The sequence below is a fragment of the Aporhodopirellula aestuarii genome (assembly GCF_023701485.1).
Lineage (GTDB): Bacteria > Planctomycetota > Planctomycetia > Pirellulales > Pirellulaceae > Rhodopirellula > Rhodopirellula aestuarii.
The window spans coordinates 55,807-80,266 of sequence record NZ_JAMQBK010000014.1; the positions used below are offsets into that span (position 1 = coordinate 55,807).

11 protein-coding genes are annotated in these 24,460 nt (G+C 55.4%); 8 read left to right on the top strand and 3 right to left on the bottom strand.

Annotated elements, in window-relative coordinates:
- Window positions 1–135: 135 nt before the first annotated feature.
- Genes NB063_RS04310 through NB063_RS04320 form a run of 3 tightly spaced genes read right to left on the bottom strand, consistent with a single transcriptional unit; the run spans window position 136 to window position 10,592 of the window.
- Entirely contained in the window at window positions 136–7,191 is a 7,056-nt protein-coding gene (locus NB063_RS04310) for a hypothetical protein (RefSeq protein ID WP_250927513.1), read from the bottom strand.
- Window positions 7,192–7,206: 15 nt separating this feature from the next.
- Complete coding sequence (locus NB063_RS04315) at window positions 7,207–10,044, bottom strand: vWA domain-containing protein (protein ID WP_250927514.1); 2,838 nt, start codon at window positions 10,042–10,044, stop codon at window positions 7,207–7,209.
- On the bottom strand, window positions 10,041–10,592 hold the full coding sequence (locus NB063_RS04320) for an RNA polymerase sigma factor (protein WP_250927515.1): 552 nt from the start codon (window positions 10,590–10,592) through the stop codon (window positions 10,041–10,043). The genes NB063_RS04315 and NB063_RS04320 overlap by 4 nt, the downstream gene beginning before the upstream one ends.
- A gap of 986 nt (window positions 10,593–11,578) precedes the next feature.
- Between NB063_RS04320 and NB063_RS04325 the strand changes: the two genes are divergently transcribed.
- The 8 genes from NB063_RS04325 (at window position 11,579) to NB063_RS04360 (ending at window position 24,151) form a co-directional block, all read left to right on the top strand.
- Entirely contained in the window at window positions 11,579–14,194 is a 2,616-nt protein-coding gene (locus tag NB063_RS04325; protein ID WP_250927516.1) for a cation-translocating P-type ATPase, read from the top strand.
- 249 nt (window positions 14,195–14,443) lie between these two features.
- The gene (locus tag NB063_RS04330; RefSeq protein ID WP_250927517.1) at window positions 14,444–16,165 is read left to right on the top strand and encodes a Na/Pi cotransporter family protein; all 1,722 of its coding nucleotides are present in this window, start codon (window positions 14,444–14,446) and stop codon (window positions 16,163–16,165) included.
- A 114-nt stretch (window positions 16,166–16,279) separates the two neighbouring features.
- On the top strand, window positions 16,280–18,508 hold the full coding sequence (locus NB063_RS04335; RefSeq protein ID WP_250927518.1) for a TIGR00730 family Rossman fold protein: 2,229 nt from the start codon (window positions 16,280–16,282) through the stop codon (window positions 18,506–18,508).
- Window positions 18,509–18,992: 484 nt separating this feature from the next.
- On the top strand, window positions 18,993–19,949 hold the full coding sequence (locus NB063_RS04340) for a universal stress protein (RefSeq protein ID WP_250927519.1): 957 nt from the start codon (window positions 18,993–18,995) through the stop codon (window positions 19,947–19,949).
- A 193-nt stretch (window positions 19,950–20,142) separates the two neighbouring features.
- A complete protein-coding gene (locus tag NB063_RS04345) occupies window positions 20,143–20,478 on the top strand; it encodes a cation-transporting P-type ATPase (protein WP_250927520.1) in 336 nt (111 codons plus the stop codon).
- Window positions 20,479–20,703: 225 nt separating this feature from the next.
- Window positions 20,704–21,756, top strand: a complete 1,053-nt coding sequence (locus NB063_RS04350; protein ID WP_250927521.1) for a class I fructose-bisphosphate aldolase — start codon at window positions 20,704–20,706, stop codon at window positions 21,754–21,756.
- Between the two features lie 24 nt (window positions 21,757–21,780).
- Window positions 21,781–22,089, top strand: a complete 309-nt coding sequence (locus NB063_RS04355) for a hypothetical protein (protein WP_250927522.1) — start codon at window positions 21,781–21,783, stop codon at window positions 22,087–22,089.
- Entirely contained in the window at window positions 22,082–24,151 is a 2,070-nt protein-coding gene (locus tag NB063_RS04360) for a glycogen debranching protein (protein ID WP_250927523.1), read from the top strand. The genes NB063_RS04355 and NB063_RS04360 overlap by 8 nt, the downstream gene beginning before the upstream one ends.
- Window positions 24,152–24,460 lie beyond the last annotated feature (309 nt).

Genomic DNA, 24,460 nt, shown 5'->3' on the forward strand with positions numbered 1-24,460 from the left:
GGCCACTACTGTCCCTCAACCCCACGAAAAATCGAGGCTGAAATGCGTCAACATGATAACGTTTTGCGTCACACGGGTGTGTTGGCCGTCCTTGCGAAATAGAAACCGGGATTGGCCGGCCTTGCTGCAATGGCCTCACGCGTTGCCTGGAGTGGGCTGATGCTCTCGACGCGACGGATTCATGCTGGCATACGCCAGTACCGCCGCGATCGCCACGAGAAACAGCAACACGATGGCCGACTGCCACAGCGGGATACGGTATCGCGATGCGAATTTCAAATCGAGTTCGAGCGGGGTGTTCTCGGTGACCTGCACTGTTCGACTGAATGCGTACATCGTCCCCTCTTCAGGCAGGCTAATCAAAATCGCTTGCGGTGCGGTCTCGGTCGCCCGTTGATGCTGCACCAATCGATACGCGATCGCCTGCAGCACGGCGTTGTCCTCGGTCGTATTACCACGCAATAGTTCGCCAAGTTGCTGTGGCCGGAAGTTCAGTTCTTCCTGTTGCAGGATCGGATTCTCCGCCGCGGCTTGTCGTAGTTGTTCGTCTCCCAACGGCACCGCGTCATTGTTGTAGTTGTCCATGTACAAACGTTGCCGCCTCGTGTTCAAGCCTACGATCGCTTGCTGTGTCTGCAGGTTTTCCAGTTGCACGCGTGCATCTTCATTCGACGCCGCATCCAAGGCATACTGATTGGCAACGTTGTTGAATGCCCATCGCGCCTTGGTCTGTTCGCCAGCCTGCAATAATTCGTTGGCTTGTTCGAGTAGTTGGGCGGCCTGTTGCGCTTGATTTTGCCGTTTCCCCTTCATGCTCGAAAGATACGACGCTCGATCATAGACATCTCGGTTCGCCTGGTCGATCAACTCCAAATTTCCATCCGAATCGGTCAACCTGAAACCCTTCGGCGCGAGTACGTTCCACTTGATGTTTTCTAGTGGCACATTCAACTCAGGGCTGCGTAATTGAATACGGCTCAACCGGTCTCCCGGTACCGAATAGACGAATCGCACCTTGGCTGTCCGGTCGTCGATACCGGGAAGGATGTAGAATTGCCACGCATTCACTTCGCCGCCCTGACGAATCGAATGAATGCTTTCTCCATTGACGAAGACACTGAAAAGTTCTCCTCCCTCAGGCAATCCGACGCTCAGGCTACTTCGCTGGATCACTTCGACGGTCATATCGGTTGCGGTCAATTGATCGCCGGTTGGAGAGAGAATCGTCGTCAACGTTCCTTCGGCAACACGTAGTTTCAATGCATCGGCCAACGAATGTCGGTTGGCTCGAATCGGTAGGGGACTGGCGGGTGAAACTGCGCGCAATGTCAGCGACGGGACGCTGTGGTTTTCAACGTTTCGCAAACTCGTCGGTATCGTGTTCCAATCGACTCGTTGCCATCCTTGGGACAGGGTTTCATGCTCGATCTCGAGTCGCCCCCCGGCTCGAATGCCGTAGTAGTACGACAATTGTCTCGCCTGCGGGAACTCAACCGGCACCAATGACTCGGTATCATTCTCGCGATCGCCTCGCCGTTCGTATTCGATACGAAAATCGATCTTACCCAACACGCGTCGTTTGAATTGCACTTCCCAGATGTTGGAATTGGGCTGCGTTCGCACAAGATCACTGACGATTTTTCCGTTTGCACGAAGGGTTTTGATTTCGCTCTCATCGGTGAGGGGAAGGATCACCTGCATCTGACGGATCGAAGCGTTCTCAACCTTGAAATTCGCGATCAATGTAGTTCGTGTCTGGCCCTCACGCATTGTGATTTCGTGCAAGACTTGACCGGTCACCCATGGGTCGAGCTGATCGATCCCTAGGCTTAGCTTCCAATCACGCTGCAAGAGGCGAAACGCCAGTCCTCCGGTCGTTCCGCTTCGACGATCGGCCTGCATCGCGCGAGGATCGGTCTCAGAAACATTTTGTCGGGTTATCGTTCGCAGCCGAATTCCGGTCGTGGGGCGCACCACCAACTCACCGGTTTGGCGAGTCGCTTCTGAAATTTCGAAACGCGGGATCTCCCACTCGCCCGCATTCGTCGGCGCGGGGCCGGACAGAACGATCGAGAAATTCTGCTTTCCGATCGTCTTGCCGTTGAGATGCAAGATAATTTGACGTCCATCACCCTCGTTGGATTCTGCCCAGTGATGCAGTGCGCTGCCCGAGAGCGATTCAACTTCGAGCCCATTGGGAAGTGGGAAGCTCAATTGAAACAGACCCGCACGAGTGATGTCGGCGACGCAATTGATGTTCAACACGACGTGCTCGTCACCGAGTGACAACGCCTGTTGGCTAACGACGCGGACTTCGGGTTCAACCGGAACGACCCGAATACTGACTTCGCCGCCTTCGGCACCATATCGATAAACGCGATGCAGCACGTCCGATTCATGGAACATGAGTCCGGTATCGAAGTCGCCCAGGTTGACCGCCGACATCGTCTTTGGTTCCGCTTTTTCGGGCTGTGCATCGGCGCCAAACGCGATCGCGAGCAAGCCTACCTCACCCCCGGCATCGTTTACCTGTAGCGGGGCCAGGTTTAACTCAGCGGGCAGGCTGCCGAGGCTGCGTTGGGTAGCGATCATCAGGTGGAACGCAGCAGACTGCGCCGGTTCGATTTGCAATTGCAGACGACCAAGATCGGCATCGAATTGCCACGCCCCCACCGGGCCACCCACTTCGCTGACCGTGAGCCCTTTCGGAACCGAAATATTGACCTCGCTAACTTGTCCTTGGGATGGGCGGATATGCAATTGGTGCCGGCCATCGACGACGCCGGGCCCAGGCCGATAGAGGTTGGAGGCCTCGACAAAGAATTTAGTTGCTTCCGTCGTGACGTCTCGTGCCTTGGGTTTGAAGAACAAGCTCGCTTCCCCAGGTCCCAGCAGCACGCTGGCCGCCATCGTTTCATCGTCGTCCTTCGAAGTCCTTTCGATCAACACCGCCGTCGGACAAAAGACGTCCCAACCACTTTCGTCATACTCGAGCTGGATCTCCGCGACCGACGCCGCACCCGTCAGAACGGGTATTCCATTTATCGGATTAACCGACTCAAGCTGATATTCAAACGTCGCCACATATACAGCGGTTTCTTGACTCGTTTTCTCGCCGGCTTCTTCCTCGGCTTCCTCATCATCCGGCGTGTCCGCGCCAATCGGAACACTGATCACGTACGAAAGCCCAATCCCGGCCACGTTCGTTTTGGTTAAACGCAGTTCGTCACTTCGAAACTGAGTCAAGGTGGCGGGTGCCTTTAGTAACAAGAACTGGTCACCAGGCCGCGCAGTGAGGGTGATTGTGCCCTGCGTCTGAAGACGCTGATCCGCGTGCGTAACCCGCCAAGACTGGGTAATCGAATCGGCAGCCCTGAAATTGTATTCGTTCGGGCCGGCGGCGAGTGCGTTGGACGCAAATGCTGACAACGACAACGTGCACGCCAAGATAATTGTGGTCGGAACCCCTGGTGATGTGTCGCCGGACTTATTCACACGAGACTGCTTTCGTTCTCGCCAACGTTGCACGTTTCGGTGATACGAATCACGAGCTCGTGGGATTAAGAGAACCAACAAGATTGCGAGCATTAAGAGAGCAAAGAAGATCGATGCCCCTGCCCCCTGAACGAGTATCCCGATTGCGAGCAACAGCACGCCGCCGGCACGCGTGATCGTTCGGACCCACGTGCCTTCTGAAGCAAACTTGGACCAGACGATGCCGCCCAAGCCTATCAACGCAACGATTAATCCGATCCACGAAAAGTCCACTCGCCACAACGGCACGTTGTCGACCGTCAACGCCACCGTTTCTCCTGCTGCCAGGATCGGAACGCTCATTTGCAATGGCAGCAACGTCCCGGCAGTCACCATCGCGGCGAGTGACGTAAAAAACGCCACCAACGCGGCTGCCGAAAAGCAGATTAGGTTGAGCCCACGCCAAAAACCACTGCCATCGCCAGCCCAGATGCCGAGCCCGGTGAAAACGGCGATCAAGGTCAACGGAACCAGTCCATTTCTTGCCACCCATTCGAATCCGGAAGGCCGCAAGACGGGAATCGTTGGTTCGACCGTTCCTCCGGTCGGAACGAGCACAAATTGCTCGTCGCCCGCCACTTTCCACTGTGTCTTCAAGACAGGAGCCATCACCGTCGGCAGTGCGAGTTCCGCCGTTGACGCCTTCACCGCCGGTTTCCCCAATCGCAAATTGACCTGGACCGGAACGTTCGGATCGGTTCCTCCGGGCAATGGGATCAGCGTCGCATCATCGGATTGTCGTGCGGTGACGGGTCGACCATCGACGGAAACGGCCCACAAGCGAACTGGAGCACCTGGGAGTTTGACTTGAAGCGTTCGCCGCCCGCGTGATTTGACAAAGTACATCACGTCCGTCACCAGTTCGCCGTCTTTCGATACCCGGCTATTGGCTTCGGAAAACTCAACCACCTGAGTCACCATCGTCCCCGGTTCAAACCACTTCACTTGCAAGTTCAGATTGAACGGACGCTCGGTATACTGCCATGTACCTAACGATGGCGACGTGCTGAGCAACCGAAATTCGGCGGGTAACTCCAATGGATCGAGAATCAACATGTCTTCGCTGATTGATTGTGTTTTGATCTCCACCTGCATCGGGCTGACGACCTGCACAAACCCACGTTCGCTTTGCACGTCCAGCGGCGTGACTCGGCCCGCTTGGAACTCGCTCGCGTTCTTGTCCGGTTGTTCTTCGAACGTCACCAACAACGTGTAGCCCCCCATCACGGGTTGGTGCAACGAAACGATCAACGTGTCGCCTTCGCGTTGCCACGTCCGAATGTCTTGGCCATCAACCATCACATTTCCGAGCGTTTCAGGGACCGTCAACCTCCACTGCGAAACCGGCGCACCGGTGACGAAATAGTTGATCAAGGCGCTACCATAAACCGTGCCCTGACTGAGCGAATAGAGATGAAAGGCATCCGATTGCACACTTCGGTCCAAGGGCTCGATCTGCATGATCGCTGACCACCCCGGCTCGCGAATCCGAAACGCATGCTGCAAATTCACGTTCGGTTTGGGGAAGTACGACAGTGGCTTTTCAACTAATAGTTGCGTCTGCTCGACCACGGTGCGATAGCCCGGTGCAGCCACCACACCGATATCACCGCGAACCGATTTGACTCCCGGGTACTGAATCGCCGGCAACGTCCACCCACCTGCCATCGCGACTTGGTTCTTTTCCAAGTGCAAGGTGACGAGCTGCCGGCCCACTACGTCTTGCCCGAAGATCACCTTGAGGTTGCGATACTGATCAGTCACCTCGGTCGACGCGATATAGTCGGCCACACTCGCACCGGTAACCGCGACGACGGAATAGTCCGCTGGCACGCCAAAGTCCCAATCGCGAATGGGTGCTTCACGAATGTCGAGTTCGATGTCTGCCAAGATCGTGCGATCGGTCTCAGCGAGATGATACGTCACCGCTTCGGATACATTAACTTCCGGTTGAATTCGGTCCGCCGCGATCGTGTACGAATGGTTCGCGGAGGGGAAACGATAGACAAAGACTTGCCTGGCATTGAGCGGTTTACCGGGATATTGATCCGGAGCCAACTGAGTCAGCCCACTGAGGTCGGTCGGTTCGAGACGCACCGATCCCGAGTTCGACAATCTCACGTAGCCCGAATGCCGGATCGCACCGACCGGCTGCAACCGCATCGCTTCGACGCGAATCGGAAATGCATTCAGCGGCGTTTGGCTGCGGATGTTGATGCGATTCGACGCCGTGATCGCTTGACTCAGCGTCAAGTTAATTTGTCGCGATCCGGCTTCGCCAGTGACCTTCCATGAAACCAAATCTTTCCCTTGAACATCGAGAATCTCGCCCGGTCCCTGCATGAGTATTTGAATCGTTTTCAACTCACCCTGCAGAATCTGGAAATCGATCTGATGATCCTGACGCAGCAGCCCCGCACCCACGGTCGCTTCGACATGGCTGGTCGTTGTAAAGAACAGTTTCCCTTCGCCTGTCTGACGGGCCGCTTTCCAACGCAAATGGGCTCGCCCCGACGCCGGTAAGAACGCCAGCCACTTGTCTTCGTCACGCTGTGGCACGATCGAGTCACCGGCGCGTTGGAATTCGAGATCGGCACCGAGCCCCGTGAGCGTAATCGGGACAACAGCTCCACCAGCAACGGTGAAGTCCATGGTATGCAAATTCCCACCCGCCGTATTCAACTTGGCGACGAAGTCGATCTCGATCGGAAACGTTCCTTCGGAAGGAAACTGCAACTGATAAACCGAGCGTTTGCCTTCGGTTACCAATCGCAATCGATAGTTCGGATCGTTCGGCATACGGCTGATTGCCGCACCGCCGGACAGCACCGTGACGGTCGCATCGGCTTCCGTCACGTGCGCGGTCCCCCGAAGTTGAAAGCGTGCCGATTTTCCATCGGAGCTCACTTCGCCGCTGAGTGACGTCTCGACCAATTCGACGTCTGCAGGTGCCGCCCCAGCTTTCGAGATCGAAAGTTTGATCTGGCCGCCCGTGGAAGTGCGCAGTCTCTGAACCCGATCCGCAGACTCCAGCGGCACGAATCCTTCCGCTTCCGTGACCGTCGCTTTCACTTCGCGGGATTCTCGGATCGTCACCATCGCATCGAAACCGATCGCCTCACCTTTGCTCAAATGGGCGAGCTCAATATTCGTCGGAAGAGATTCGATTGGCGAAACGATTTGGATGGTCGCTTGAAGACTCGTCGCGTTTTCTTCGATTTCGAGATCGAGAAACCGCTCGCCACCGACTTGGCGGATCGCCCACGACAGGAGATTATCAGCCTCAACTCGCGTGACCTCGCCGGAACCATTGAGGCCATAGCTCAATGTTTTCGCGGTCCCTTGAATCACATCGACGTTCAACTTGATCGATTGTTCAATTTGCTTCGCAGTCACCTGAACCGTCGCTTCCGCTTGTCCGGTGTGTAGCAACGGCGGATCAGGCGCCGCGTCGTGCGTTTCGATTACGATCACCCCTTTGCGTTCACTGCTGATCGACGCGGTCGCGTCCGACTCCGCGGCTCCATCGTCCGCGTGGGACGGTTGTCCCGTCATCGAAACGAGGAACGCTCCGAGCAAGAACAGTACAGTGACCGGGCGGAATGCGCGGCGATCGTCGATGATGTTTCGAAACATCGGCTGGATTCGGTGGGGCATGGGAGTCGGTTCCTGTTATTGTTCTAGCTGCTGGGCCTGTTGGATCATTTGATTGAGTTGGTTGACGCGATCTGCGCTGCGAACTCGTTCGGGCAAAGCCGACATCATTTGGTTAAGCACCTTCAAGTCGACATTTTCGGCTCGAGCTTCCCCTCGCAATTTGGTCGCTAACAACGCGGCAGACGCGGCAAGTTGCATCGAAGGATCCGCCTCCTCGAGACGGGGAGGGTCGGCTTGGTAGGTGATCGGCCAACGGTTCTCGACCATCTGGCCAGTCGAGAGATCTTGAAAACGCACGGATACCGAACCCACGTCGCCCTCACCATCCGGTTTAGCTTCGAATTCATAGACCGCGACCCCCGCTTCCTCGGCCGCCATCTCGGCCGCATCGACGGCATCGTTGCGAAAATCTTCTTTCTTCAGCCGATGCTTCTCAAACCCGAGCAGCCGGTAACTGCCGACGCGTTGCGGGTTGAATTCGACTTGCACTTTGACGTTTCGAGCCGAAGGACGAAGGGCACCGGCGATCTGTTTGACGAATTCATCGTCCGCCGATTCGACCGAATCGAGCAGATAGTAACGACCATCGCCTTGCCGCGTCATCGATTCGAGCACTTCATCGTTGAGCCCATCTGCGATGATCCCCGCAGCGTCGAAAGAGATCCCTGAATCGCGAATCGTTGTAATCATGCGTGACAAACTCTCGGGATCGGCGTCGCCAAGATTCACAGCCCCATCGGTCAGTAACACGATTCGGTTTTGCGAGTTGTCGTCCTGTCGTTCTCGAGCCTTTTCGAACGCCAATTGCAACGCCGCCTCGATATTCGTTCCACCTTCGCTGGGCAACTCATCAATCAACTGAACCAATTGGCCCGACTGATCGCCTCGGACTCGATCGGCCAACAACCTTGGCTGACGGGCGAAACTGATCAAGGTGATTTCGTCGAACGGTTTGAGTTGCCCCGCCAACAGCGCGAATGCGCGGCGAACGGTTTCTTGACGATCAATACGTTCCATTGATCCCGAATTGTCGAGCAAACAAGTCAACCGAAGCGGGATGTCGGCGGCCCGTCCCGCGGCAGCAGTCCGCATCGACACACGTAGCAAATTGCGTTGTTGTCGGAAGGGATGGATCGATTGTTCGACGCGACAGGATACTTTCTCGTCGCGGCCAGGCATCGGATCGCCGTAATCGAATGCGTTTACGAACTCCTCAACGCGAACTCGTTCGGCGTCCGGCCATTGGCCACTGGCGAGAGCTGCACGGGCTAGTTTGAAAGAGACATCGCTGACGTGGAGCGAGAAAGTCGAGAACGGTTCACTCGCGGCAGATTTTTCGTTGACCTCGACGAGTGTCCTGGACTTCCGAGACAATTGACGCACTGAATCGACACGAATATTACCCAGCCGCTGTTCCTCAGCCTGCAATTGGCCTGCCACGCGAGGTTGTTCCTCGGCCAAAGGCTGTTCACGTAATCGTCCCAGTTTTTTTGCGACACCCGTGATGCCTCGCGGTTCCGGAACATTTGGTTCATTGAATTTAAAATCAACATCAAATTCTGATTGACTGCTAGTGTCTTCGACTCCGTACGCTAGTGCCGGCTGGCCTGCACCCTCAAACGTCGGCACTTGTTTCGCCTTGCTAGCTTCTTTTTTGGCTGCTGCTTCACCTCGCCAGCGCTGTCCAATAACGCTGCCACCATAGAGCGCTCCTCCTCCTCCGACCGAGCTCGATTCGCTGCTGAAGTTTGCGTTCGAATCCGCATCGGAAGTCGACTTCTTCTCGAGGCCACGAACGAACCCTGACGTTGGGCTGCTCGGAACGGCCGTCACGCCCGGCACGGAAAGATTGAAACCACCGTCCATGTCGATGCTCTCCATATCAGTGACTTCGACCGGCCGCCCAAATCGTTCGGTCTCGCCTGCAATCGCTGGCTGGGCAGGCATGTTGTAACGGCGCTCGAACAATTTCGATTGCGGTTCCAGTTCCTCCAATGCCTCTGCCGATTCCGCACGTATGTCTGGTCGGCTGAGCCGCTCAGAGTGGACCTCCAAATCATAGGTTTGAAGCCCGTCCGAAAAATAGCTCGCATCAGCCTTTCCTTGACGTCTCGTCGAACCCGACACGCTACCGTACCAATCCTTTGCTCCTTCGCTTTGGCTCTCCCTGACGCTAAGACGTGCTGGAGCTGACTCCGCCACGATCACGTCATCCGCGAGGTTGCTCATTTCCAACAGGCTCTCTGTTTCAGCCAGCGACTGGACCGAATCATCAAGTGACGTTTCCAATGAAGAACTGTCTTCGAACATCATAAAACCGCCGGCTGCTCCGTCCTCACCAGCAAATGGTCCCGCAGCTGATTGCTCCTCGATTTCCAAGTAAGCGAACATGTCCATCGGGACACTCGTGTCAGCACCGCTGCGCATTGCCAGCGAACTGACATTACTTGTGAGAGCCAACAGACCGACTCCGCCCGCGAGTAGCAACAACGCAGCCACCGCACAGAGCTTCGTTAAGAAACCTCGAGTCAAAAAGACGGACTCGGCTACCGGCTCGAACACTACGGTCTCGCCAGACGCATCACCAGCAGCTTTGTCGATTTGCGTTAGGACGATATCACGCAGCGGCGGCGGCAGTTTCCAATCGTCGGGTTCGGTTTCGAGTGTCGCCGCGCCGTGCATCAGTCCATGCAACAATTCCATTTCGCTCCGAAATGCAGCCAATTCGGTGTTCTCAGCGATCAGACGATTGAGCTGCTCGCGTTCGAAGTCGGACGATTCGCCTAAAACGAGGGCAACGATGCGAGCCTCGAGTTCGGGATCAATTCGGGGAGTTTGGGATGGATCATTCATGAGAGATTGTCGATTCCCAAAGGACGCATTTTGACAGCTAGTTCTTTCAAGATGTGATGAAGCCGGTAACCCACGTTCCCGACGCTCAGTCCCGTCTGATCGCTGATCTCGCGATAGGGAAGGTTCTTAAAATATTTCAGTGTCACGAGTTTTCGATCCGTCTCGTCCAGCTGCGCGATCAGATTTCGCAGCGCACCGGTTAGCTCAATCCGTGACAACATCGACTCGGGTGACTGACATGTCCCGTCCGACTGCGGCTCGTGTTCGATACCATCGAGTACTTCCCGTTGGTGTTTTCTAAGAAGATCGAACGCGCGATTCCGAACACCGCGAACCAACCAAGCACGCGGTGTTTCAACGGTGTCCCAGTGGATATGCAATTGCAAGAAAACGTCCTGCACGATTTCTTCTGCCACCGCACGTCGTCCCGTCAGCGAAAAGGCATACCGCAGCAGCGACGTCTCCTCAGAATCAAACAGCTCCCGGAGGCTCGCTTCGCTTGCCTCCGCGTCGTCGGAACGATTGACTCGAGGAGTCTCTTGCAACATGAGTTCAAATCGATGGAATTGGCCGTTGTGGATCAAGACGCGTTCATCCTCTCAACAGGATAGACGCACCAGCACGAAATCTCTTAGGCGAAATAAATCAATAATTATCGCCTCCCCCCCGCGTCGCGGATGGCCTGACCCAACGAAGCGACGTTCAGCCGCGTGAAGCTCCCGCAAGATTTCTTTGACATCCGATAATGAAGCGTTTCTCCATCTTACTCTGAATCCCTGTTGACAATGACGCGGCATCGGATGCAACGAGGAATGATTGCCAGGCTGATGTTTCGTCTAACCTGAAAATGGCGGTTACCTGGACACGAGAGGTCACGCCGTTCCACTAAAGAACTTAGCGGAACGGCGTGAGCCGTCCGGTCTCACACCGAATTTCAATGCTGGTAAACCAGTTGCGGACGCGGTCCCGTCGAATCGAGCGACCTCCGGAGATCGCTAAGTAGCACCATCGCAGCTTCAGACGGATATAAACGGATCGCTTCGTCCACCGCGGCATGCGCGTTGCTTGATAAGCGAATCAAATCCATTTGCCGACGTCGCCCCAATTCACAGCCAGATCAGGAAGACTCATGGTAGTCCGCGAAAGAATGCCAAAACGCCGGACTCGGAACACTTCGAAACAGTGCCGTCCCACTACCTGGCGGGACATCACGACGTCGAGCTTAAACTCTACTGAGCGAATCCGCACAGAAAGCGTGTCAATCGCACAAGCCGCATGGCGTTGGCAGATCAGAGACGACGGCTTCCCAAACGCTCCGGACCATCGGCGTTCCAAAAGGTTGGCGCAACCGTGATCACTGCATTGCTGGGCCACTTACGGACATGTCCAGCACGCTCACTTTGATCAGTCTCTCCCTCAGCCCAAACGACCAATGTTCCAATGGATTGTCGTTAATCGCCTTGTTCACGGCAATTCATAATGGAGACGGATCCACTGCTTCTTAAATCACAGCGACGGACTCTGCAGGCATAGCATGAACACGCGCCGCCCCGAACAGGTGCTGAGAGCTTGGCACGCGATCAAACAGGACGAAGTTTGTGCGTTGCTCGAGGCGAGCGAGCACGGCCTGGGGCGAACCGAAGCTGCGCGTCGTTTGGCGAAGTTTGGACCGAACCACCTTCCCCAGAAGCCACCGACTCCGATTTGGGAGATCGGGCTACGACAGTTCCGCAGTCCGCTGATTTACATCCTCGCATTGGCAGCGGTGGTTTCTGCGTTCCTCGGTGATGTCAAGGATGCCGGTTTCATTGCTGCCGTCTTAGTACTCAATGCCGTGATCGGGTCGTATCAAGAATGGAGAGCCGAACAAAGCAGTCACGCGTTGAAAAAACTATTACAGATTCGCGCGTCGGTGCATCGCGATGGTGAAGTGCGTGAAGTTCCCGCTGAAGAGGTTGTGCCGGGTGATGTCGTATGGCTGGAGTCAGGGAACCGTGTGCCCGCCGACATTCGACTGCTGACCGCTCACGGACTGGAATCCGACGAGTCACTGCTGACAGGGGAATCGTTACCCGTATCCAAAGACGCGAATTGGCAGGGCGAGGAATCGACAGCGGTTGCCGATCGGCTAAACATGATCTACGCCGGCTCGATTGTGACGCGAGGACGGGCGAAAGGACTTGTGGTGGCCACGGGCACTGCGACGAGCGTCGGTCAATTAGCCTTGGACGTCTTGGCGGAGTCTGGCGGTCGCCCACCGCTGCTCGTTCGTATTGAGCGGTTCACCCGCGTGATCGCGGTCGCTGTGCTTTCCGCCGCGGCATTGATCGGCACGCTGGGAGTGGCCATCGGTGGCTACACCGTCACTGAAATGTTTATGTTCGCTGTCGCTCTCGCGGTCTCAGCGATTCCCGAAGGATTGCCGGTGGCGATGACGGTCGCGCTTGCAATCGCCACGACTCGGATGGCCAAGCGTGGGCTGATCGTTCGGCGGCTCACCGCAGTCGAAGGTTTGGGAAGCTGCACGATGATCGCCACCGATAAAACCGGAACACTGACGTGCAATGAGCTGACCATTCGCGAGGTTCGCTTGCCAGGCGGTCAGACGTTCCACGTGACGGGAGAAGGCTTCGTGCCATTGGGTGAGGTTCTCCAGAACAATCGACCTATCGAACCAGGAAGCTGTCCGCTGCTGCAATGGCTGACTCGCGCCGGTGTGCTTTGCAATGAGTCGGACCTTCATCCCAATAACGGAGAATGGACATGGCACGGCGATGCCGTCGATGTGGCATTGCTATCGTTTGCTCACAAGCTGGGTTGGAATCGCGAGTCGACACTCGACTCCTATCCGCAAGTCAATCAAATCCCTTTTGAGCCGGAGCACCAGTTTGCGGCGTCGTTTCATCGCGTCGATCAAAACGTTTCGGTGTTCATCAAAGGCGCACCCGAACGTGTGTTGGCGATGTGTAGTGAATCCAGTGAGGGGGCATTCTCCCAGTCGGCTCTGGAGTCGACGGCGACGCAGATGGCCGCCAAAGGTTATCGCGTGCTGGGATTGGCGGACCAACAACTCGACCAGCCGCTTACGTCAGCCGACGTGCCCACCGTTCCTGCGGAGCTTCGTTTCTTGGGCTTTGTCGGCATGATCGATCCGCTCCGTCCCGGTGTAATCGACGCCGTGCGTTCGTGCAACGAAGCGGGAGTTTCGGTTTCCATGATTACCGGCGACCATCGCGTCACCGCATTGGCGATCGCTCGTGATCTCAAGCTGGCAGAGGACGACAGCCAAGTCATGATCGGATCGGAACTGCATGAAAAGAGCCCCGAAGAACTGTCCGAAATTGTCGGACGCATTCGCGTCTTCGCACGTATCGCTCCGCGGCAAAAGCTGGAGATTGTGGACGCTGCTCGAAAAGCCGGTCATTTTGTTGCCGTCACCGGTGATGGCGTCAATGACGCACCGGCGTTGCGCGCATCGAATATCGGTGTGGCAATGGGCAGGAGCGGCACCGACGTTGCGAGAGAGGCAGGCGAGCTGGTCATTAGCGACGACAACTTCGCCACAATCGTCGCCGGCATCGAGGAAGGCCGCGTGGCCTACGACAACATTCGCAAGGTCATTTACCTGCTGATTTCCACGGGCGCAGCCGAACTCGTGTTGATGGCCATGGCCGTCGCGACGGGCACGCCGTACCTTCCCTTACTACCAGTCCAGATTCTGTGGCTGAACCTGGTAACCAATGGCATCCAAGACGTCGCCCTGGCCTTTGAGCCGAATGAGGGTGGTGTCCTACAGCGTCAGCCACGTCCACCGAAGGAACGCATCTTCAATCAGTTGATGATCGAGCGGACATTGATTGCAGCGTTCGTGATGGGGGTCATCGGATTCCTGACCTTTCGTTGGTTCCTGCCGGAGGAAGCGACCGAGGGACAGGTTTCTTCGGCCCGCAATGCACTGCTGCTACTCATGGTGTTGTTTGAAAACATTCACATAGGTAATTGCCGATCGGAAACCAAATCCGCATTCCGGATGTCTCCACTGCGTAGCCCCATTTTGCTGATCGGAGCAATCACGGCGTTCTGCATTCATCTAGTTGCCATGCACACCTTTTTGGCCCTTCAATCTTGGGGGCCGAACCGGTCGCTCTGAAACACTGGGGAATCTTGTTCCTACTTTCGCTCTCGATTCTTCCCGTCATGGAACTGCATAAGTGGAGTTGGAGAACGCGACACCCCAATCACAATCCAAGTTAAGCGTTAAGATCTACTTACTGGGGGCGTCCGTCGGTGAGCAACACCATTTACAGCTTTCCGCTGGACTACGACCAACCAAGCACCGAGCCGAACAACACGTCAACGATTCCAGGCAAATACAAAATTCTGTGAAGAGCTTTCCTTGATGCCACCCTCAACAATCGAACTCGGCGCCCTCGTCACAGGTCTGGGAGGCGGTCTCGCCCTCTTCCTGTTCGGGATGCGGCAGATGACCGAGAGCCTAAAAACGGTCGCCGGCAGCAGCATGAAGAATTTGCTCGCGCGTCTGACTGCGAACCGATTTACCGCGGCACTTGCGGGAACCATTATCACCGCGGTGATTCAATCGTCGTCCGTGACGACGGTGCTTGTCGTTGGCTTCATCTCCGCAGGACTACTGACGCTGAGTCAGTCGATCGGGGTCATCATCGGAGCAAATATCGGCACGACGATCACGGCTCAAATCATTGCGTTCAAGGTCTATCAGTACGGCTTATTGATGATTGCGATCGGCTTCCTCATGGATGTCGCTGCCAAAAGTGAAAAGATCAAACAATGGGGTATGGTCTTGATGGGGCTAGGTCTGATTTTCTTTGGCATGGAATTGATGAGCAACGCGACCGGACCGCTCCGTCAGTGGCAACCGTTCCTCGATGCGATGCAAAACATGCAGAATCCGCTGCTGAGTATCGTGATCGGCATGATTTTTACCGCGATTGTCCAGAGTTCGTCCGCCACGACCGGGATCGTTATCGTGTTGGCGAGCCAGGGCATGATCTCGCTCGAATCCGGTATCGGGCTAATCTTTGGAGCAAACATTGGCACCTGCGTGACAGCAATCATCGCTGCGTTTGGAAGGCCTCGTGAAGCCGTTCAAGCCGCGTGGATACACGTTATGTTCAATCTCGGCGGGGTCTTGCTGTGGATGTTCTTCATCCCGCAATTCGCCCAGGTCGTGCGGGATATTTCCCCGTCCGCCGGTGATCTGGAAGGGACAGCACGGCTCGCGGCAGAGACACCGCGACAAATCGCGAACGCGCATACGCTATTTAACGTCGGCAACACATCGCTGTTTATTTGGTTCACCGGTCCACTGGCGAGGTTGGTCGATCGAATCGTCCCCAAACGGAAGGATCCGATCGGGATTTGCCCGAAGTATCTCGACGAGATGTACCTGGAACATCCGGCGTTAGCCCTCGACCAAGTGCGACGTGAACTGGTCAGACTTGCCGAGTTGGATCGGGAAATGCTCGAACGGTCTTTGGGTGTCGCAACAGTCGGTACTCAAGGCGACGTCGCTCGACTTCGAAAGGCCGAAGACGACGTTGACGCGTTACACGGTGCAATCATTACTTACCTTGCCCAACTCTCACAAAAAAATCTAGTTGCCCCTCAATCGACGCAGTTGCATCAATACATCAGCATCGCCAACTATCTGGAAAATGTAGGTGATGTCATCGAAAACAACGTGCTGATTGATGCGGTCAAGCGAATGCGGCTCGCGGTGGTGGTCAGCCCCTCAACCATTGATGTGTTGAGTACGGTTCACGACAAAGTCTGCTGGGCTTTCGACCGCTCCCTCGAAGCGTTGCGTGACGGAGATCAAGAGGCCGCCCAAGCGGCCGTGGAAAGTAAAACTAAGGTCAACGAGTTAGCCGAAAAAGCAACATCGCATTTAGCCAAGCGATTGATCGCCTACGAGCCGAATCGGCTGGCCGCATTCAAGGTAGAAACCGATGTCATCGAGAATCTGAAGCGAATTAACACTTTAACGCGGCGAATCGCACGCGTTGTACTCATGAACGCAAGTAAGCTAGAAGTACCGGTCGCCGATGAAGCAGCCGACACAAAATCAACGACAGCGTAACTGGCCCACTTTTCACATTTTCACGTTCCGTCTTGCATCGTGCACGCACCGAAACGTAATCGAGATGTCGTCGCACGTCCGCCAACTGAAAACTAAAAGATCTGGATCGCAACCATGAAACTTACCTTCCTTGGCGCTAATCGCAACGTCACCGGCTCACGCTATTGTCTAGAGGCGAATGGAAAGAGGGTAATGGTCGACTATGGTTTGGTTCAGGAACGCGACCACCTTTCGCGCAACTGGGAAACCTGCCCCAACGGGGCCGACAGTCTCCATGCGTTGGTCGTGACTCACGCCCACATCGACCATATCGGTCTCATTCCTAAATTGGTCGCCGATGGCTTTCGTGGAAAAATCTTGGCGTCTAGGCCGACCGTGGCATTAGCCGATGTGATGTTGAAGGATTCAGCGAAGATTCAAGCGGAAGACGCAAAATACAAGCAACGCCGCCATCGCAAGGAAGGACGCACCGGACCACACCCACCCTCGGCACTCTACACCGCCAAGGATGTCGAGAAAGCACTTCAGCTTTTCCGCGGAGTCGACTATCGGGTACCGACCGAGATTGCACCCGGCATCATTGTCACGTGGCACGATGCCGGTCACATTCTCGGCTCCGCGTCATTGGAAGTCCTGGTGCGGGAAGCTGGGCGTGAGCGGACAATCATCTTTTCGGGAGATCTCGGGCAACACGATAAGCCGTTGATTCATGACCCCACCTATTTCCGCCATGCGGACTATGTCGTGATGGAATCGACCTACGGTGACCGGGACCATGAAGCTTTCGGCAACGTCGAGGAGCAGTTGGAGGTTATCGTCAATCAAACGATCAAGCGTGGCGGGAATGTGGTCATTCCTGTGTTCGCGGTGGAACGCGCCCAGGAGATGATGTACTTTCTCAGCCGCTTGGTTCATAAGAATCGGATCCCAGAGGTTCCCGTCTTTCTTGACAGCCCGATGGCGTACGACGTTACGAACATTTTCCGACGGTTTACGAGTTGGCTTGACGACGAAACCGTGCGAGCGATCGAAACAGACGAACCTCCGCTTCACTTTCCGGGATTGAGTCTGACAAGAACCGTTGACGAGTCAAAATCGATCAATCACTGCAAGCAGCCCTGCATCATCATGGCTCCGGCCGGGATGTGTAACGCGGGCCGGATCAAGCATCACCTCCGAAGCAACATTTCCCGCCCCGAGTCGACGATCCTGTTCGTGGGTTTCCAGGCAGTAGGAACTCTCGGACGCCGCCTTGTCGATGGCGAGAAAGAAGTCCGAATTCACGGCCGCGAGTATCGCGTGGGGGCGAGGATCGAGCAGGTCTTTGGCATGTCCGGACACGCAGATCGCACGGGGCTGCTGCAATGGCTCAACCACTTCGAGCAGCCGCCGCGGAAAGTGTTCCTCACCCACGGCGAAGAACACGCCGCAATCGCACTCAAGAAAAGTATCGAAACACGCTTCGGTTTCGACGTTTCAATTCCCGAGTACGGAACCGAACATGAATTCAACGACGAGGGGCCAACCCTTGTCGATGGCAGCCGTCCCAATGCGGTTTCCTTATCGCGGCGTCCGACGAGCACCGCGATCGACGTCGAAACAAATGGTGAAGCGATTGTCGAACCGGTCAGCGTCAATGAGATATTCTCTGCTTCTCCGGAAGACCCCGATTTGGAGTTCTTGGATAGCTCCACCCGTCGCCCGGTGAGCTTCCTGCACGAAGACCCATGGCGAGTGCTGAGAATTCAAAGTGACTTGATTCAAGGAATCGAAGTCATGACACGAGCCTTGGAGGGCCGACGCCGAGCCGTGGCGGTATTCGGTAGTGCTCGGTTGCCTGAAAGCGACCCGTCGTACCAACTCGCTCACCAAACGTGCCAACTGTTGGGCGAACGAGGGATAGCGATCATCACAGGAGGCGGTCCCGGAATCATGGAAGCGGGAAACCGCGGCGCGCGTGACGCCGGTAGTCCATCCATTGGTCTGAACATCGAACTGCCACACGAACAAACCTTGAATCCCTACTGCGACACATCCTATACGTGCCGCTATTTCTTTGTTCGCAAAATGATGTTCGCAAAATACTCCGGCGGCTTCCTAATCTTTCCAGGCGGTTTTGGAACGTTCGACGAATTCTTTGAATCCTTGACGCTGATCCAAACAAAGAAACTCGCGCAGTTTCCGGTCGGATTGGTGGGGAGCGAGTTCTGGGGGCCACTCGTCGATTGGCTACGGAACGTCGTGCGTGAGAAAGGTTGTATCGACGACAGCGATCTGCAGCAGTTCAAGGTCATGGACGATCCACACCAAATCTGCGAATGGTTGGATCAAGTAGTCACCTAGGCAGAACCGCGGACTCAAACCAAGCCTATTAGCGGCAGGGCGCGAGCCCTCCGGTTCAAGCAACACTCAACGCGATGCTGAACCAACCACCAATACCTTGTCAGCGTGACTACTTGGCGCGACACCGGACGGCTCGCGCCGTTCCGCTAAGCGTTGTAACGACAACCCGCCAACCCTCCCGTTCCGGCGTTCTTTGTTAGCGGCAGGGCGCGAGCCCTCCGGTTCAAGCAACACTCAACGCGATGCTGAACCAACCACCAATACCTTGTCAGCGTGACTACTTGGTGTAACACCGGACGGCTCGCGCCGTTCCGCTAAGTCCTAGGGCGGGTGTGCTATTTTGGCCGGTGGGCGGGACAGATCGAGCGGTATCGCGCGCTTTTGTTGTTTTTTGGGGAAGGGTGGCTGATTTCCTTGATGGTACTCAGTTTGCAATGTTGGCAACCATCTTTCCCCACCTGCAATCGGAAAATGGAGCCGACCAATGCGAGTTCTTCTTGCTAACGATGCTTCGAAGCATTCTCATGCGGCCGCGGAGTACCTGCTCGCGATGCCATTTCGAAAACCGATCGATTTGGACATTGTTTCTACGGTGACGCCGCCAGTAATGATGGATAACGCATCAGACGCGTTGTCCGACGATCTCGCGGAGTTCATCAATCAGGAGTGTGCGAGCGCTAAAGCTCGCGTCGAGAAAACGGCGGACGAGCTGAGCGGCCCGGTACACAGTGTACACACACACATTCCGGTTGGACTTCCGGCGTTCGAATTGTTGCGGTTGGCGGACGAAACCGATACCGACCTGATTGTACTTGGTGCGGTAGGGCATTCGGCGCTTCGTCGCGTGCTATTGGGCAGCGTTTCGGACTACGTGGCGACGCACAGTGCCGTGTCGACGCTGGTCGTGCGACCGAGCCGTGATTCTGACATCCCGCCGAACCTCGACAAAATTGTGATCGCACTCTCGGGTAGCCCAGAAGATCACCGAATGGTCGATTGGTTGCGACAGTTGCACTTGCATCCGAGTGTCGAAGTGCACTTGGTTCGCGTACTCCGTTTGGACACGTTTTACCGTCAAGACATTCGTCAAAAAGCATCGAAGTTCTGGAATGGATTTGTGGACCAAGCCCAAGCTCAGATACTTGATCTGGAAACACAAGTACAAGCGATGGGATTGACCACCGAAACACACCTGGTTGAATCTGACCACGTGGGCGATGCACTCATCAACTATGCCGAAGCCCACGGTAGTGATCTGTTGATAACAGGAGACAGTGACAGTGGGATCTTGACGCGTGTATTCATCGGCAGCACATCTAGATACGTGCTGCGTCATGCCGAATGCAGCGTCCTAGTCGTTCGCGATAAAGAAGATCGTGCTAGAGACAAGGAGAGGACCGTTAGCGAAACGCAACAGACTGCCGGAAGCACTGCTCAATAGGGCAGCGTCACAACTGGTTTCCAAAACCGCGTTGCGGTGTGCTCTGAACGTGCAGCCGTTCTTCGCCAATCTCCTAACAGATCGCATCATCGAATGTCAACGATGAGATTGTCTGTTCGCCACGTTTCGAACGCACGCAGTCCGGATACGACCGCTGGAAGTAATCCGTGACTGACAAGACGCGAGTTCTGGGATGCTGATTCGAATCGATCTTGAATCAAACTTCGAAGCGACCGCACTCCTCTCCGACGACTCTCGATCGCACCTCCCTTCGCTGGAGTCTTTCGCTGACGGTTACTCCCGGACCGACGCGGTAGAGAAGCTCGTCGAACGTATCCAAGCTTCGACATCATCCGGGATTCGTGGCGAAGAGGCAGCTGAGCGTCTAGCTACCGGCGGTGCCAATACGCTGCAGTCCGGGGATGTCGTCCGGCGCTACCAAGTCTTGGTGCGCCAGCTCAAAGACGTACTGATCCAGATCCTGCTGATCGCGGGAAGTCGTGTCCATCGCAGTGCGTGCGATTACTGACGCGGTAACAATCTTCGCGATCGCGTTACTCAGCCGTGCACTCGGATTCGTGCAGGATTGGAGATCACCGCCAACTTGACTCGCATGACGATTGCCTAGGGGCCGCAACCACATGTTTTCCCTGAGCTTGACCGCATTTGCTGTGCACGGCGCACGAATTGCAGATTTGAATTTGCGTCTAAGAGCGAACTTTTTTTCAGTACCAAAAATGCGGAGAAGTGTGCGATGACTACCTCGATTGAAACACTATTGGGAAACGATGCCGCGTACTTGCTAGAGCACACCTCCACCACGATGGATAGCGATCGTTTCTGTCTCCCAGGACCCGATTTCATCGAACGTGTTGTCTGCGGCAGCGACCGCAATCAACGCGTGATCAATAATTTAGCCCGCCTGTTCGGGAACGGTCGCTTAGCCGGTACTGGTTACGTCTCGATCCTTCCGGTTGACCAAGGGATCGAGCACTCCGCGGGGGCTTCGTTCGCGCCCAACCCCGACTATTTTGATCCGGAAAACATCATACGGTTGGCAATCGAAGGAGGCTGTAACGCGGTTGCCTCGACGTTCGGTGTGCTGGGCGCGGTCGCGCGGAAATACGCACACCGAATTCCGTTTTTGGTGAAGATCAACCACAACGAATTGCTCAGCTATCCGAACTCCTACGATCAGGTCATGTTCGGAGGAGTCCAACGGGCCTACGATATGGGTGCCGCTGCGGTCGGTGCGACAATCTATTTCGGGTCGGCTGAGTCACGTCGCCAACTTGTTGAAGTCGCGGAAGCATTCGAAAAGGCCCATGAACTCGGTATGGCGACGGTTTTGTGGTGTTACCTGCGCAACTCGGAATTCAAGAAAGACAAGGACTATCACACGTCGGCCGACTTGACTGGCCAAGCCAACCATCTCGGTGTGACTTTGCAGGCCGACATCATCAAACAAAAACTGGCTACCAACAACGGCGGCTATACCGCAATCAAATTCGGTAAGACGTCGCCGTTAGTCTATGACCAATTGACCTCGGATCACCCAATCGATCTGTGCCGCTACCAGGTCGCGAGCTGCTACATGGGTCGCGCGGGATTGATCAATTCCGGTGGCGCGTCGTCTGGTGCGTCCGATTTAGCCGAGGCGGTGAAGACGGCTGTTATCAACAAGCGTGCCGGTGGAACAGGACTAATCTCCGGCCGGAAAGCGTTTCAACGGCCGATGAAGGACGGAGTCGAATTGTTGAATCGCATTCAGGACGTTTACCTCGACAAAACGGTTACCATCGCTTAATCAAATAGATCGAGGAGACCAACGATGAAAGACGTGTTTGTTCAATCGCAGTGGGACGAACTGTGTGATCACCTAAATCAGGTCGCTGGGTACTTCGGTAGCAAAGCAAACCGCACTTCACAATTTTCGGACGAGTCGAAAGCCTTTCGGCAATCAGATCCGCCCGTGCGGTACCAAGACCTACTCGAACGTACCCGCGAAGCGGCGGCATTGGCGGCACGATGGCGAAGCGAAATTGCGCTTCACGACCATGACGAAGAGATGATCGACGAGGCGAGTGAAGAGAGCTTCCCGGCGAGTGACCCACCTGCGTTCAGTCATTCTCATGCATGAAAGCAGAGACGGCGGGTGGGCCTCTCGCGAAGGCTCGCCCTACCCGCTCGGTGTGACGTACGTGGCGTCTGATGACGCGTACAATTTTGCAATCTACTCGAAACACGCCGAACGCGTGACGTTGCTGCTTTTCCGCGACGACAACGTGACCGCCCCCATTTTGGTTTTCGAGCACGATTACCTGCATCACAAGTCTGGATCCGTATGGCATTGCCGATTAAGCGCTGATTCATTGCGTTCGGCGAAGTACTACGGATACCAGATCGATGGGCCGCGTCCGGGCGAAACGTTCGAATTTCATGCCTTTGACCATGAAAAGCTCCTTCTGGATCCATACGCACGCGCAGTTCACTTTCCACGCGGCTTCAATCGGGAGGCAGCCCGTTGCCCCGGATCGAACATGGGTTTCGCGCCGCTCGGTGTGCTGCCCGCGATTGGATGTACTTTCGACTGGGGCGACGAGCCGCGACCGTGTCATGATTCCGATCTAGTCATCTACGAAATCCACATCCGCGGCTTTACTCAGCATCAAAGCTCAGCGGTCGATCCACAACGACGCGGATCGTTCCTAGGCGTTTGCGATAAAATTCCTTACCTGAAAGAACTCGGCATCACCGCGGTTGAATTGATGCCCGTCTTTCAGTTCGACCCCGATGAAGGAAACTATTGGGGCTACATGCCGCTGGCCCTCTTTGCCCCGAATCACCGATACGCAACCGATCCACTCGGATGCCGACAACGCGATGAATTTCGCACCATGGTCAAGCAATTGCACTCCGCGGGAATCGAAGTGTTGTTGGACGTGGTCTACAACCACACCTGCGAGAGCGATCACACCGGGCCTACCTACAGTTTCAAGGGGATCGACAATAGCACCTACTACGTCGCGTCCGGAGATACGACTGTTCCCTACGCCAATTTCAGCGGAACCGGCAACACTCTACACACCGCCAATCGCACCGTGCGTTGGATGATCGTCGACAGCATGCGCCACTGGGCCGAAGACATGCACGTTGATGGATTTCGTTTCGACCTAGCGTCCATCTTCACACGCAACTCGGATGGCTCAATCAACTCGGTCGATCCACCAATCATCGGACAAATCGGTGCGGAGGATGATCTGGCACACCTACGGTTGATCGCCGAACCATGGGACGCGTCGGGAACCTACCAGCTCGGTCGCAATTTCCCAGGTTTGCAATGGATGCAATGGAACGCACGTTTCCGCGAGTGCGTCCAAAGGTATGTTCGGGGGGATCAAGGAATGATCGGCGAATTGATGACGAGAATCTATGGCAGTTGTGATCTGTTCCCTGACGAACGGATGTACGCCTATCGGCCATTCCAGAGCGTCAACTATGTATCCTCTCACGATGGATTGACCATGGCGGACCTCGTCTCATATTCGCTTAAAAAAAACTGGGCCAACGGACACGACAACACTGACGGACCGGTCGACTACAACTGCAATTGCGGTTTCGAAGGATTCCCCAACGCACCTGACGAAGTGGTTTCCGAACGCAAGCAACGCGTCAAAAACTTCTTCTGCATCTTGCTGCTCTCAGCAGGCACACCAATGTTTCGCATGGGGGACGAATTTCTGAATACACAGTTCGGAAACAGTAACGCGTATAACCAGGACAACGAAACCAGCTGGCTGGATTGGTCCAATGCAGAGACACATCAGGATATTTTTCGGTTCGTAAAAATGATCATCGCGTTTCGCAAAACGCACCCGTCGATCAGCCGATCGCGTTTCTGGCGAGAAGACATCAAGTGGTATGGAACCGACCACTGGGTCGACCTTAGTCTTGAGTCTCAGCAACTCGCGTATTGCCTTCACGGGGCAACGGAGAACGATAATGATCTTTACGTGCTTCTCAACAATGCGGACGAACGCGTTCGATTCGGCATCCAAGAGGGTAGCCCAGGAACGTGGTGCCGTGTCATCGATACGGCACGTTCCAGTCCCGATGATATTTGCGACGAAGACGCCGCTGAGGTCCTGTATGATCCGTTTTATCAAACGGCAGCGCATAGCGTCGTCGTCTTCGTGCGTTGATGCTTCGCCATCTCATTTAGCTGGACAGCGCCATTTTCTGTCAGACGTATTGGAGTTTTCGACTTTCGCAAAGCGGAGCCACGCCGAGGCTCCGGAAGCGGGTAACGCCCGCAATTCTCAGTCTCGGGGGACATTGATTGTTTTAGCGCCTTTTTTAGCGGAACGGCGCAAGCCGTCCGGTCCCGAGTCACCGGACGGCTCACGCCGTTCCGCTACTTTTGAAATCCTACAGTAATTATACCCACGTTTTGGAGAGACCGAGCGACGTGACGAGTGCGGCTGTCCAGATAGCACAAAAACTCGTAAGTA

Bases quoted from the DNA above. Each gene is read 5' to 3' on its own strand.
- NB063_RS04310 (WP_250927513.1), bottom strand. From the start codon at position 7,191: ATGCCCCACCGAATCCAGCCGATGTTTCGAAACATCATCGACGATCGC.
- NB063_RS04315 (WP_250927514.1), bottom strand. From the start codon at position 10,044: ATGAATGATCCATCCCAAACTCCCCGAATTGATCCCGAACTCGAGGCT.
- NB063_RS04320 (WP_250927515.1), bottom strand. From the start codon at position 10,592: ATGTTGCAAGAGACTCCTCGAGTCAATCGTTCCGACGACGCGGAGGCA.
- NB063_RS04325 (WP_250927516.1), top strand. From the start codon at position 11,579: ATGAACACGCGCCGCCCCGAACAGGTGCTGAGAGCTTGGCACGCGATC.
- NB063_RS04330 (WP_250927517.1), top strand. From the start codon at position 14,444: ATGCCACCCTCAACAATCGAACTCGGCGCCCTCGTCACAGGTCTGGGA.
- NB063_RS04335 (WP_250927518.1), top strand. From the start codon at position 16,280: ATGAAACTTACCTTCCTTGGCGCTAATCGCAACGTCACCGGCTCACGC.
- NB063_RS04340 (WP_250927519.1), top strand. From the start codon at position 18,993: ATGCGAGTTCTTCTTGCTAACGATGCTTCGAAGCATTCTCATGCGGCC.
- NB063_RS04345 (WP_250927520.1), top strand. From the start codon at position 20,143: ATGCTGATTCGAATCGATCTTGAATCAAACTTCGAAGCGACCGCACTC.
- NB063_RS04350 (WP_250927521.1), top strand. From the start codon at position 20,704: ATGACTACCTCGATTGAAACACTATTGGGAAACGATGCCGCGTACTTG.
- NB063_RS04355 (WP_250927522.1), top strand. From the start codon at position 21,781: ATGAAAGACGTGTTTGTTCAATCGCAGTGGGACGAACTGTGTGATCAC.
- NB063_RS04360 (WP_250927523.1), top strand. From the start codon at position 22,082: ATGCATGAAAGCAGAGACGGCGGGTGGGCCTCTCGCGAAGGCTCGCCC.